The organism is Lactobacillus laiwuensis, from assembly GCF_019972835.1.
Taxonomy (GTDB): domain Bacteria; phylum Bacillota; class Bacilli; order Lactobacillales; family Lactobacillaceae; genus Lactobacillus; species Lactobacillus laiwuensis.
The window spans coordinates 295,477-308,811 of record NZ_BPPB01000004.1 but is presented as its reverse complement, the minus strand read 5'-3'; the positions used below and the strand labels follow the sequence as shown (position 1 = coordinate 308,811).

The 13,335-nt window shown below is 34.5% G+C and carries 14 protein-coding genes; 13 read left to right on the top strand and 1 reads right to left on the bottom strand.

The window, feature by feature from the left end:
- Positions 1–86 precede the first annotated feature (86 nt).
- The 4 genes from LDM92_RS04220 to LDM92_RS04205 all read left to right on the top strand — a co-directional run bounded on the left by LDM92_RS04220 (position 87) and on the right by LDM92_RS04205 (position 3,315).
- A complete protein-coding gene (locus LDM92_RS04220; RefSeq protein ID WP_223902160.1) occupies positions 87–641 on the top strand; it encodes a guanylate kinase in 555 nt (184 codons plus the stop codon).
- 87 nt (positions 642–728) lie between these two features.
- Positions 729–1,325, top strand: coding sequence for a C40 family peptidase (locus tag LDM92_RS04215; protein WP_223902159.1), 597 nt, complete (start codon positions 729–731; stop codon positions 1,323–1,325).
- A 197-nt stretch (positions 1,326–1,522) separates the two neighbouring features.
- Positions 1,523–2,254: a C40 family peptidase gene (locus LDM92_RS04210; protein WP_223902158.1), complete on the top strand. Its 732-nt coding sequence runs from the start codon at positions 1,523–1,525 to the stop codon at positions 2,252–2,254.
- A gap of 158 nt (positions 2,255–2,412) precedes the next feature.
- The gene (locus tag LDM92_RS04205; protein ID WP_223902157.1) at positions 2,413–3,315 is read left to right on the top strand and encodes a C40 family peptidase; all 903 of its coding nucleotides are present in this window, start codon (positions 2,413–2,415) and stop codon (positions 3,313–3,315) included.
- A 129-nt stretch (positions 3,316–3,444) separates the two neighbouring features.
- On the opposite strand, the gene hflX is transcribed toward LDM92_RS04205, so the two are convergent.
- The gene (gene hflX, locus LDM92_RS04200) at positions 3,445–4,725 is read right to left on the bottom strand and encodes a GTPase HflX (RefSeq protein WP_223902156.1); all 1,281 of its coding nucleotides are present in this window, start codon (positions 4,723–4,725) and stop codon (positions 3,445–3,447) included.
- A gap of 237 nt (positions 4,726–4,962) precedes the next feature.
- On the opposite strand from hflX, the gene LDM92_RS09935 reads away from it, so the two are divergent.
- From LDM92_RS09935 to LDM92_RS04160, 9 genes are all read left to right on the top strand, one after another.
- A complete protein-coding gene (locus LDM92_RS09935; RefSeq protein WP_444979780.1) occupies positions 4,963–5,097 on the top strand; it encodes a sunset domain-containing protein in 135 nt (44 codons plus the stop codon).
- 167 nt (positions 5,098–5,264) lie between these two features.
- Positions 5,265–5,984, top strand: coding sequence for an L-ribulose-5-phosphate 4-epimerase (locus tag LDM92_RS04195; protein ID WP_223902155.1), 720 nt, complete (start codon positions 5,265–5,267; stop codon positions 5,982–5,984).
- A gap of 27 nt (positions 5,985–6,011) precedes the next feature.
- Complete coding sequence (locus tag LDM92_RS04190) at positions 6,012–6,464, top strand: PTS sugar transporter subunit IIA (RefSeq protein WP_223902154.1); 453 nt, start codon at positions 6,012–6,014, stop codon at positions 6,462–6,464.
- Between the two features lie 22 nt (positions 6,465–6,486).
- Complete coding sequence (locus tag LDM92_RS04185) at positions 6,487–7,884, top strand: PTS galactitol transporter subunit IIC (protein WP_223902153.1); 1,398 nt, start codon at positions 6,487–6,489, stop codon at positions 7,882–7,884.
- Positions 7,885–7,907: 23 nt separating this feature from the next.
- The gene (locus tag LDM92_RS04180; protein WP_223902152.1) at positions 7,908–8,198 is read left to right on the top strand and encodes a PTS sugar transporter subunit IIB; all 291 of its coding nucleotides are present in this window, start codon (positions 7,908–7,910) and stop codon (positions 8,196–8,198) included.
- Between the two features lie 48 nt (positions 8,199–8,246).
- Positions 8,247–10,349 carry a BglG family transcription antiterminator gene (locus tag LDM92_RS04175; protein WP_223902151.1) on the top strand — a complete coding sequence of 701 codons (2,103 nt, stop codon included), beginning with the start codon at positions 8,247–8,249 and terminating at the stop codon, positions 10,347–10,349.
- 142 nt (positions 10,350–10,491) lie between these two features.
- On the top strand, positions 10,492–11,925 hold the full coding sequence (locus tag LDM92_RS04170; RefSeq protein ID WP_223902150.1) for an MFS transporter: 1,434 nt from the start codon (positions 10,492–10,494) through the stop codon (positions 11,923–11,925).
- A 186-nt stretch (positions 11,926–12,111) separates the two neighbouring features.
- Positions 12,112–12,399, top strand: a complete 288-nt coding sequence (locus LDM92_RS04165; protein WP_223902149.1) for a type II toxin-antitoxin system HicB family antitoxin — start codon at positions 12,112–12,114, stop codon at positions 12,397–12,399.
- Positions 12,400–12,727: 328 nt separating this feature from the next.
- On the top strand, positions 12,728–13,294 hold the full coding sequence (locus LDM92_RS04160) for an aldose epimerase family protein (RefSeq protein WP_223902148.1): 567 nt from the start codon (positions 12,728–12,730) through the stop codon (positions 13,292–13,294).
- Positions 13,295–13,335 lie beyond the last annotated feature (41 nt).

Sequence of the window (13,335 nt, the reverse complement as noted above, 5' to 3'; positions counted from 1 at the left end):
TTACTTCCTCTCTTACCCATGTTTCATTATAATAGAAAGATATTATTATAAAAGCGAATTGTTTTCAAGTAAAGGAAGCTTGGATTTTGCAAAAATTAATTTTAATTGCTGGCCCCAGTGGTGCAGGCAAAACAACTATTTCAGAATACTTAGCAAATAAGTTTAATATTCCCAGAGTCTTGACTCATACGACTAGACCAATTAGACCAGGAGAAAGCCCCGAAAGCTCTTATCATTTTGAAACCGATGCCAGTTTTAAAAAACTACATTTTTTTGAGCACGTTAAATATGGCTCATACCAATATGGTTCAAGCAGAGAAGCATTAGAAAATGCCTGGCTGGACCATGATGTTGTATCCTTGATTGTTGATATTAAGGGAGCTGCTTCGTATTTAGCTGCAATCAGTAGTCAAGTTTATTTTTTATATATTACTACCAGCTCTAAAGAAATGCTTGCTGAACGTTTACTAAAAAGAGGTGATGATCCTCATAAAATTAAAGAGCGATTAAGTGGCAGTGAACTAAATGTGTTACCTGATAACCTTAAAAAAGATGCCCACGTGTTAATTAATAGTAACTGGCAGCAGACCGAAAAAATACTCCTCAACATTGTCACAGACCTCAGAAAAACACTGAACTAATTAAATTACTTTTGTAAAAAATTACCTGTTTCAAAAATAAAATTCTTAATGTTTTGTAGCTCGTTTGAAACAAATGTGTAACATTGAATGAGTATCATAGAAAATGTCGAAGAAATAGGACGAGTGACTTCTAACTATCATTTGTTATATTTACGAACAATTTTCGCATATGAATTAGAAAAGAGTTTAATTTTGAAACACGGACATTCAAAGATATTAATTAGATTAATAACTGTCATAGCTTTGTTTTTCACTGGTGCAACTAGTGTAACAGTAGCCAGTGCTGCCACAGTGAATGATGTCAGTGCCAGTGCAGTGACCAAAAAGCGGACAGCTGTAGCTAAGTTAGCCAAAAAACAGGTGGGCAAAGGATATGTATATGGTGCTACAGGTCCTTATTCTTTTGATTGTTCTGGTTTAGTTCAATATGTTTATAAAAAAGCTGGAAATAAAACTTTACCAAGAACCACGTACTCTCAAGTAACACAAGGTAAAAAAGTTTCATTAAAAAAATTGAAGAAGGGCGATTTGCTTTTCTGGGGTTCTTCCGTTGCCCCTTATCACGTTGGCATCTATGTTGGAGATAACCAATTTGTTCATGCAGCTACACCAAGTCAAGGTGTTTTAAAACAATCACTTAGTGCCTATTTCTATCCCTCCGCTGCTAAACGTATCTTAGACTAATTAAACTCTGATTCTATATTTTAAAATTTGAAAAATTGTCGTTCTTTTAGCTACAGTGTAGTTGAAAGGGCTTTTTTACTTACCGGTATTATTATTGTAACCTTATTGTAACAATATGCGTGTAAAATTGATTTTGTAACATAGAAATAGAACTTAATTTTAAAACAACTTGATGCGAATACGGGGGGATTTTGATTTTGAATGTTAAAAGTAATTTGGTTAAATTTACTACTGCTGCGGCCTTGACTATTACAGGCTTTGGAATTGCGAATGCAGTTAATACTGGCTCTGCGACTACTAATGTTAAAGCAGCTACCAACAAGCTAAAAATCAATTATGTTCCTGGATATGGCATTAATGTTTGGGATAATTATGAAAATCCTGCTTTTACTGGTAAAAGGATCAAACACGGCAAAACAGTGCACGTTTTAAGCAGTGCAATTGACAAAAAAGGGAATACTTGGTATGAAATTGGTGAAGGTCAATGGATTCAAGCTCGTTATACTGTCAAGCCAGGTACTAAAATAGCAAAAGTTCATGCTAGAACTGTTAAGAAGAAAAGTGCAAAACAGGCAGAAAAAGTTGTTGATTTAGCAAATGCAGAAGTCGGTAAATCTTATGTATGGGGCGGAAATGGACCTCATGGTTTTGATTGTTCAGGTTTGGCCCAATATGTTTATAGTAAAGCTACTGGGGTAAATTTGAGTCGTACAACTTATGCACAAGCTAAGCAGGGCAAGAAAGTCTCAATGCAAAATTTAAAACCGGGTGACCTTCTATTTTGGGGTTCTGCAACTGCTCCATATCATGTAGGAATCTATGTTGGCGACAATCAGTATGTTCATGCTGCTACTCCAGCTCAAGGGGTTGTAAAAGAAAATTTAAGTTCATATTTCTACCCATCGGTTGCAAAACGTGTTCTTGATTAAGAGAATATGTTTTAAATAAATTAAAACACTTAGAATGCTTCTAAGTGTTTTTTTAGTATTGTTTGATTAGTGTAACTTGATTAAATATTTAAAGCGTTTAAAATAAAATTGAATACTGATTGATGATCACATTAAGCTATTGAAGGAGAGCTGATTTGATGAAGCGTAATTTTTGGGAAATGGGGCTTGCTGCAGCATTGACGCTAACCGGAATTGGCGTTGCTGCTCCACAAAAGGCTGTGGATGCTGCTACATTAAAGGAGCCTGTCAAACGAGTGCAAATTAGTTGCTTGCCTAACAAAGAAGTAAAAATTTGGACGAATTATGAAGGTGGACAACTAATAAGTTTTCATGCCAAAAATAAAAGTAAGTGGAACGTGGTTAAAACTGCGGTGGATCGCAAAGGCAAGCTATGGTATATGATTGGTGATAGTGAGTGGATTGAGGCTCGCTATACTGAAGATTTGGAAGAAAAATCTGATGCTAAAACTGCTCGTGAACAAGTAAAATTTGTTGCTACAAAAAAGAAAAGTAAAAAAGTAAAACTTAAGAAAGCATTAAAAATACCAAAAAAACAAAAGGTTCAAAAACAAAAAGTAGTGGTTCCTCGTTTAAATAATGTTATTAAAAAGAAGAACAGTAAAACTAATGTAAATCCAATTAATATAGCTAATACTATTGTTTCTGACAATGTTTCAAAGCGCGCTCAGGCTGTAGTCAATTTAGCTGAAAGTCAATTAGGTAAGGGCTATGCTTGGGGTGGCAACGGTCCAGAAAACTTTGATTGCTCTGGTTTAGTTCAATATGTATATAATCAGGCTGGTGGTGTGAAATTACCACGAATAACAACTGACCAAGTAAAAATTGGGCAAACAGTGGCAATGAGCCAGTTGCAGCCTGGAGATCTATTATATTGGGGTTCGACAGATGCGCCTTATCATGTGGGGATTTATGTTGGAAATAATCAGTATATCAGTGCTGCAACTCCAGAGCAAGGCGTAGTATTACAAACAATCAGTTCATATTTTTATCCATGTGTAGCAAAACGTGTCCTTCAGTAGTCAACTGTAAATTATATGCTTAATTTAATAATATTTTACCTTAATAAACTAAATTTATATTAAAATAAAAGATTCTCATGGTAAAGTGAGAATCTTTTTATTCATGCTATTTTTAATGCTGTTTTTCTTCTAGACTATATAACCGGCAAATTGTGCTTGTTCTCTGGGTGATAGTCGCACGGCAATATGAACGCCATCATTTTGATAACTTTCTTTTAATACTTGGGCATTTTCATGTAAATAGGATAAAATCTTCCCTGCGGATAAAGGCAATAACAAATTGATTTTTTTATAATTGGTAAAAATTCGTTTTGTTATTAAATCAGCAAGGGTTTCAATAGATTTAGTGTCAACTGCAGAATATAAAATGCCGCTGCCTTCAATTTGGGGATAATTGCGTTCCGACTTGTCAGCCTTGTTATAGGCAGTTATTATTGGAGTGTTTTTGACACCAATTTCATTGAGCACATTTTGTGTGGTGCGAATCATCTGAATCATGTTGGGATCAGTGGCATCAACAACATTTATCAATAAGTCAGCATCTTTAACTTCTTGCAAAGTTGCTTTAAAAGACTCAATCAAATTATGGGGTAATTTGGAAATAAACCCAACTGTGTCGGAAAGAATAAAACTAAAATTATTCTCTAAGTCAATTCTGCGCACATTTGTGTCTAAAGTAGCAAATAACATATTTTTCACAAAAACTTGTTTATTACTATGTTTGGAAAATTCTTTTAACAATCCATTCATCGTGGTTGATTTGCCAGCATTGGTATAACCAACAAGCGTTACTTTGGGAATATGGTTTTGATTACGCCTTTTGGCTTTGATTTGTTCCTGCTTATCAATTGCTTGTAATTCTCTTTTGATAATAGAAATTTGTTTACCAATGGTGCGCCGGTTCAATTCCAGCTTGGATTCACCAGCACCACGGTTGGCGAAGCCACCGCCAGTTGAGCCGCCATTACCACGTTGTTGGTCCAAGGTGTTTTCTGACGGGTGCAATCGTGGTAATTCATATTGCAGGCGTGCCAGTTGCACCTGCAATTTTGCTTGTTTAGTGCGTGCTCTTTTTGAAAAAATTTCTAAAATTAATTCGGTGCGGTCAATTACTCGTAATTTAGTTAATTTCTCTAAATTTCGGATTTGAACCGGCGTTAACTCATCGTTAAGTATCAGAACTTTTGCCTTTAAGCCGTGTGCCATATCCTTAATTTCATTAATTTTTCCCAAACCAAAATAAGTGCCGGCAATTATATGCTCCTCATTTTGTCGAGCTTGTCCTACAACCTCCATGTTTGCTGCTTCTGTCAGGTTGGCCAGTTCACTCATATAGTAGTCAAAATTGGAATCATTTAAATTGGCGCCAGCAATAAATGCTTTTGTTTTTCGTGGAGTATTATCAATCATTTAATTCCCTTTCTGTACATAAAAGTTATTAGTATTAATTCTTAAAAATAAAAAATTATCAATCCACATGTTTCATTCTTCTTTCGCGCTTATAATAGTTTAATTTTAATACAAATCGCTTAGTTTACCAAAAAGAAGAAGTGAAGTTGCGGCAGTTAAGCGCCTCAAAAATAAACAAAGATGCTCAAGGTATCGTTTACGAAAGCTGGGCTTCTGTGCGCATATTGGTTATAAAAAATTATTAGTAATCAAAACTCTAAAGTTTTTCATCTTTCTTTGCAGACGAGTTATCGACAAAATGTTGCAAATGCAGTTTATTTTAAATCAGAGCAAGACGCAATTAAGGCGAGATTTTGTAAATCTTTATTATAGGAAATACAAAAGTAAATAGGCACATCCTAATCGATGTGCTTTTTTACTGCCCAAATCTCTAGTTAACTAATTGCACCAGAAATAATGGATCACCTTGACTTTTGCTTATTCTTTTGTCGTGCTTGAATATTGGTTGAGAACGATTACACCTAGAAAGAGGCTAAATAATGCTAGACAAATTAAAAAAAGAAGTATATGAAGCCAACATGCAGTTACCCCAATTAGGTTTGGTTACTTTTACTTGGGGCAATGTTTCTGGTATTGACCGTGAGCAAGGATTATTTGTTATTAAGCCATCAGGAGTTGAATATGACAAATTAGTACCTAAGGATATGGTAGTAGTCAATTTAGCTGGTAAAGTAGTTGAAGGTAAGCTGAATCCATCAAGTGACACTCCAACTCATACATATTTATACAACCACTTTTCTAAAATTGGCGGCATTGTTCATACTCATTCGCCGTGGGCAGTAGCTTTTGCGGCAGCTAAAATGGATATTCCGGCACTCAATACTACCCATGCCGACACTTTTTACACTGATATTCCAGCAGCTGATGCACTGAACAAAGAAGAAATTACAGCAGACTACGAGGGAAACACAGGTAAGACAATCGTGCGCACGTTTGAAGAACGCCATTTAGATTATGAAGCAACCCCTGCAGCTTTGGTCAGTCAGCATGGGCCGTTCTGCTGGGGAACAACGCCAGACAAGGCAGTATATAATGCCAAAGTTTTAGAAGTTGTTGCAGAAGAAGATTATCACACTTTGCAACTAACAAGAAAAAATTGTGAATTGCCACAATACCTACTTGATAAACATTATTACAGGAAACATGGAACTAATGCTTACTACGGTCAGACGAGTGCGAAATCTTTTTCTCATAATTAAAAATTACCCAATAAAGGAGGTGAATAAATGGAACTTTTGCTTCCAGAATTAGTTTTTGCACATGTCAAAGTAAATACAGCTGATGAAGTACTTCATTTTCTGGCAAATAAGCTGCAAGTTAACGGTAAGGTTAAAAATACTTTTGAAAATGCAGTTATGCAAAGGGAAAGAATTCACCCGACAGGTTTGCCCAGTGGCAAAATTGCTGTGGCAATTCCTCATACAGATGTGCAATACGTTAATGAAGCAGCAATAGCTTTTGCTACTTTGGATCATCCAGTACCATTTCACAATATGGCTGAAACTAAGAAAATTTTGGATGTTCAGATTGTTGTGATGCTTGCTTTAAAAGACCCGCATAGTCAGGTTAAGATGTTGCAAAAATTAATGACATTATTTCAAAATCAAAAGCTTTTAAGTGACTTACAAAAGCTTAATGATAGTCAGGAACTTTATCAAATTATTTCTAAGCATATTTAAAAATAAAGAGGGGGAGTTATTTATGAAACCAGTTATTGATTTCATTATGTATATAGTTGGCTTAGGACCAACAGTCTTAATACCAATTATTATGTTAATCTTTGGTTTGTGTGTACGAGTACCATTTACCAAAGCATTGCGTGGTGGCCTAATGGTTGGAATTGGCTTTATCGGTTTGAATGCGACAGTTTCAATCTTGACTGATGTTATGAATCCTGCAATTAAAAACATGATTCAGGTAATGCACTTAAATTTGCAGGTAATTGATGTTGGCTGGCCTTCAGCTTCAGCTATTGCATATGGTACTGCAGTTGGAGTCAGTATGATTCCTTTGGGAATAGCAATAAACGTTTTGATGCTGGTTACAAAAACCACATCAACTATTGACGTTGATATTTGGGACTTTTGGCATTTCGCATTTAGTGGATCTTTAGTTTACGCTTTAACCAAAGATATTGTACTCAGCTTGTTTTTAGCAAGTGTGAACATGATCGTAATCATGGTTACTGCTGACAGAACCGCACCACTTTCTGAAAAATATCTAGGATTACCAGGAATTTCTATTCCTCACGGTTACGCTGGTTCATTTGTGCCGGTGGCAATTGTTTTCAACTGGATCATTGATAAAATCCCTGGCGTCAATAAAATACATATGGATGCCAAAGACTTTAACAAAAGGTTCGGTTCTTGGGGTGAGCCAACGCTTTTAGGCTTTGCGATTGGTATTATTATTGGAATTTTGGCATATGGCTTCATTCCGGGGATGACTGTCGCCACTAAACTGGGTAAAATCATGTTAATGGGCGTTACTCTTTCTGCCGTGATGATTATTACACCAAAAATGGCAGCTTTATTATTACAAGGAGTTGTACCAGTTTCAAACGCTATCCAAGCATTTACCCAAAAGAAATTTTCAGGTAAAAGAAAAATCTATATTGGAATGGATACAGCTGTCGGTATCGGTAGTCCAGTAGTTTTGGCTTGTGCTACGCTAATGATTCCTGTTGCTCTATTGTTTGCGTTTATTTTACCTGGAAATCAATTCCTGCCAACTATTGGCTTAGTAGGTTTTGTTTTTATGTTCCCATTAATAGTTTCAGTTACTCACGGTGACTTTTTCCGATCATTTATTATTGGTGCTATTAACGTCGTCATCGGTTTGTGGATTGGTACTAATTTGGCACCACTTATTACCAAATGTGCTCGCGCTGCTCATTTTGCTATTCCGAAAGGTTCGTCTTTGATTTCAAGTATTGATTATGGTTCCAACCCATATCCGTGGCTGATCGTTCAAGTTGCCCCTTATAAGATTGCAGCATATGTAATTGGCATTATTCTGATCGTAGGACTTTGCTGGTGGAACAGAAAAAAGATTATTGCTGAAGAAAATCAGATGGCAGCAAGTGCTAAAGAAAAATAATTGTTTAAGCAAGGAGAAAAATAATGAAGAAAATTTTAGTTGCTTGTGGTGCAGGTGTTGTTACCAGTACTACCGCTATGAATAAATTACAGGAAGAATTAAATAATCGTGGAATTTCAACTGATGAATATTCTTTAGGACAATCATCAGTTGCACAGATTGAGTCTTTAGCTCCTGAATATGATTTAGTTATTACTACTACTCAATATGATAATGACGCTGTTAAAATCCCAGTTATTAATGGTTTGCCACTTCTAACTAATATAGGAATTGATAATGTTATTGATGAAGTAGTTGATAAATTAGGACTTTAGCTTTTTTGATGTAAATTGCTATGTTACTAAATTTAAAGGGTGATTAACATGGCAACAAGTAATTATGCCATGACTCCGGCTAGCAGGCTTTTTAAATACTTACTTCAAGCGCCAGATTTTGTGAGTTTAAAAGAGATTCTGGAAACGTTTAAGATCTCCAGGCGAACAGCTTTTAATTGGTTAAAAACTATCAATAATACGCTAAAGCAGAATCAACTTGACGAAGTAATTAACGTACCTCGATACGGATATAAAATAACCGATAAGGCCAAAAAAAGTATAATAGCTGGTTCTAGTTTAGGTAAATTAACGTCAACTCATGAATTGGAAGTACCTTTGGATGCTTTAGATCGTCGGACTGTAATTGTTTTATTGCTAATAGATCAGAATAAATATCTTTCAATTAACAAACTGGCACAAAAATTCAATTGTTCTCGTAATACAATTATTAAGGACTTTAAAGTAGTTAACAAATGTTTCCCAAGACTAGAAATTGTTAGCTCACACTTAGGACATAAAATAAATTGTAGTGAGTCAGCTATTCGCATCACTATTTATGAATTATTGATGCGACATAATAAATTGGTTTATAAGTATTTAGAACACTTGAAATTTCCGGTAGCTAAATCCAGAGAGCTAGTCGAGGATCTTCAGCAAAATCTTCAAATGAATTTTTCTGAAAATTCTGTTCAGCAACTGGCTTATCTTTTAGTATTTATTTATTCAAGGATTAAAAATGATCGTTATGTTGAAACTACAGCTGATTACAATTGGATAGCTAACAATACAACTAATGTTTTAGTTAATTGCAAGTATCTGCTCTATCTTCTTACAAGTAAAAAAATCACTGAAGGTGAAGTGGTTTTTTTAAGTAAAATAGTTTTGTGCTCGCAAGCCACTGAAGTCGACTGTGTAAATGATTCTTTATATCAGGACTTAGATCAAATAGCTCAGGAAATAATTTTTCGCTATGAACAATTAACAGAACAAAAAATTTCTTACAAATTGTTTACAAAAGTTTTATGTAACCATTTATATGCTACATTTTTTAGAGTCAAATTTGACATACCATTTTCTTCTAATGAAGTTAATGAAATTAAGCGTCAATACCCAGAACTAGTCAAGTTTACTGCAATTGCCTGTGCGCCTTTAGAGCAATATTTACAAAAAAAATTACCTAGTGAAGAAGTAGCATTAATATGTCTTTATTTTGGATCAGTTAATACTAAAGGATACCAAGATATGTCAAACAAGGATAAAATAAAAAGGGCTTCACTGGCTGAAGTTCTAGTTGTTTGCACAAGTGGAATTGGCACATCAGCAATGCTTTATCATGAACTCAATAAAATGTATCCTTTAATTAAATTTTCACTCCCACTGGAAATTCGAGATTTACCACTGATTTTTAAGCATGAATATCAAGCAAAATTAATTATTAGTACCGCTATATTGCCGAAAAAGTTTTATCCAATTCCGGTTATCAAAGTTAAAGCAGTGTTAACTAAACATGATGAAAGTGTTATCGAAAATTTTTTCCGTCAAAAAGTTCCGCAGAAAATTGAACATAATAAAAGTACAGTAAGCAATCTTTTATCAATTATTAACGAATATGCAGATGTGAAAGACGTTAACGGTTTGCGGTTAAGTCTCGATAAGTTTATTTCACCGACAGTTAATGAAAACAATCAACTTGGCTTACCAACTCTGGGTAATTTATTAACTGCTGATAGAATTAAATTTGTTCATAATAATACTTTAAATTGGCAGGAAGTTTTGAAAATGGGCTGTCAATTACTGGAAAAAAGTAACATAGTAGATAATGATTATTTTGGAAAGATTGTTAAGTTGATTAAGCAGTATGGACCATATATGCTTATTTCTAACGACATTTTCTTGGCTCATGCAGCACCAAGCAATAGTAATAAAAAAGTAGGGCTATCGTTAATTTTATTGGATAAGCCAATTAGTATTCATGTCAGAAAGCAAAAAGCCACTGTTGCATGTATGTTTATTTTGTCACCCGGGCAAAAAAGAGAACATGAAAGGGCTTTAGAACAATTAGTTGATATAGTTCGAAATCCAGATAATGTCAAGCATTTACTTAGTGCCCATAGCCCGCAAGAGGTCCGTAAACTACTTTTATCAATTTAGATTACTTAAATATTCACCTGCAAAGCAGGAAAGGCGACTACGTAATAAGTGGTCGCCTTTATATTTGGCAGATAGAAAAAAAGGTGTATAATTCAATCTATTAAGGTACCTAACTAAATTTTGAAACGGAGAGTATATTAAAATGGCACAAACATTAAGCTATCAATCTAATCAAAAGGTACAAAAAAATCGCTGGTGGATATTAGTTGCTGTGGGTCTATTTACATTTATGTCAACTTTAGACGGTACAATTGTTAATATTGCTTTGCCGGTGATCACTAAAGATTTACACATCCCGATGAGTCAATCAGAATGGGTGGTTTCACTTTATTTAATTGTAGTCTGCAGCTTTATTTTGTTTTTTGGCAAATTAAGTGACATTTACGGCAAAATCAAGGTTTTTCGTTTAGGAGCTATATTCTTTATTGCAGGGTCGCTTTTATCTGGAATTAGAATTAATTTAATATTTTTATTAGTGGCAAGAGCAGTACAGGCTTTTGGTGCAGCTATGACCATGGCTACCAATAATGGGATTATTACTGAAATTTTTCCTGCTACTGAAAGAGGAAAGGCATTGGGTACAATTGGCTCTTTTGTTGCTTTGGGTTCTATTGCAGGCCCCGGACTTGGCGGCTTAATTTTAAGTCACCTATCATGGTCTTATATTTTTTGGCTAAATGTTCCTGTTGGCCTGATAGCTGCAATAATTGGGGCTATATTCTTGCCTAAGGACATTACTTTCACTAAATCTGCTCTAGATAAAGCCGGCTCTTTCAGCTTTGCTTTAGGTATGATTACATTATTTGGCGGTATCTTTTTAGGTCAGCAGCTTGGCTTTAGTTCTTTACCGGTTTTATTAATGTTGCTAGTAGGTCTAGCCAGTTTTATCTGGTTTATCTATGTTGAAAATCATGTGACAAATCCATTATTGCAATTTAAATTATTCAAAAATCCAGATTTTTCAGTTAGTCTGCTTTGTGCATTATTAATTTTTATAACTAACTTTTTCTTTAATGTGGTCACTCCCTTTTATTTGGAAAATGCTCGTCACTTGTCACCAGGGAAAACCGGTTTAATTTTAATGATACTACCAGTAGTTCAACTTTTTGCTGCCCCGGTTGCTGGTTCTATATCTGATAAAATCGGTCCTAAGTTGATTACTTTTATTGGTCTTGTGTTATTGCTAATCAGTCAGATTGGTTATACGTTATGCAATTTGGATTCATCCATGTGGTTATTCATAATTAGTATCGCAATTATGGGGTTAGGCAGTGGCATATTCAGTTCCCCAAATAATTCTTTAGTTATGAGCTCAGTCGAACAAAAAGATTTAGGCATTGCAGGCAGTATTAATTCACTTTCTCGTAATCTAGGAATGGTCATTGGTATATCAAGTGCTACTACGGTATTGTTTGCTGCGATGAGCAAAGCAAAAGGAGCAAGAGTTACCGCTTACTTGCCTAAACAACCCGAGATTTTTATTTATGGCATGCATGTTGTTTTTATTATTTCAATGGTAATCTGTTTGATTACGGTTATACTGAGTGGATGGAGACTATTTAAAAATAATAAATAATAAAATAATAAAAAGCGTTGAAACTGATGTAACTCTCAAAGTTGTTTTAGATTTTGTAGTTATAGCAAAAATTATAAAATTCAACTCTTTTTTATTTTAAAAAATAATTTTTTAATAATTTTTTCTTCTTTTTGGCAATTTGGGTATATTATGGTAGAAGGAAAGAGCAAAACGAGGAGGTCTAGGATGAACCATAAAGTTGTGACGTATCCAGCTGTTTTTAAGCCACTGGAAAATGATATTTATGTAATTAGTTTCCCTGATGTTAAAGGTGGAATAACTGAAGGACAGGGTTTGCGCGAGTCAATGAAAATGGCTGCTGACACCCTTGCCAGTCGTCTTTATAATAAAGCAGTATTGCCCAAGGCCAGCAAGGTTAGTGATATTGAATTACCAGATGATGGCTCATTTGTTGCACCAGTTTCTGCTGACCTAACCGAAGCTTCACGTGATCGTATTAATTACGAAATATAATATATAAAAAAAGCACCCCAATTTCTTGGGATGCCCTTTTTATTAACTTGTTCCAAAAACTTTATTATAATTCTCGGGAACAAGTTAATTATAATATATCTAAGTAAATTTTGCTAATAAATTTGGCTTCTTTTGCTAAAAATGCTTTAAAATAAGCTTTAAATTAAAATGCTATCCAAAAAGCGTATTGTTATATCATTTTTTGGATATTTAAGTATAATTTTTCAATAATTTAACTGAAATTGCAAATAATTTTGTATTTTGATCAAATTGACAATAACAGTATTTGAGTGCTATTTTTGAAAGAGAAAAAGTTTGGGAGTAAATTATGCAAACAATTGAAAGTTCTGTTTTGCGTGTGACTGTTTCTGAAAAGGGTGCCAGGTTAGCTAACTTGATTGCCCTGAATAGACAAATTGATTATTTTAAAGATATTGACGCGCAAAAAGCATTAGAAGTTATTTTTAGAGGAGCTGAACTAGAGGACAATCTAGCAGATATCCTGCCCTGGACAGTTGTAGACAAGGGAGATTCACGAGTTAGTTTAGCTTTAATTGACGACAATTCGAGTTATAAAAAGTTCCCGTTTCATTTTGAAGCAATTCTAACTTATGCTTTGGAGGGAAATGAAATTAATATTAAGTTTTATCTGAAAAATAATTCTCATAAAGATATGCCGTTTTCAGTGAAATTCGTGATACCAGTTTTTTCGGGTTGGAAAGTGAATTCTAATGCTAACGAAGTAGTATTAAGTAAAGATAAAACTAATTTAACTATAGCTTCGCCTAATTTTACGTTGACGGCTGAGAGCGATCAGATTAGTGCTGCTTATAATGCAGCTGCACTGGCTAGTGATAGTGACGAAGATCTCAGACTAACCCTAGCCTTGAATTAAATAAATTAATGATTTTAATAAGATAAAATAGACAAACCGGC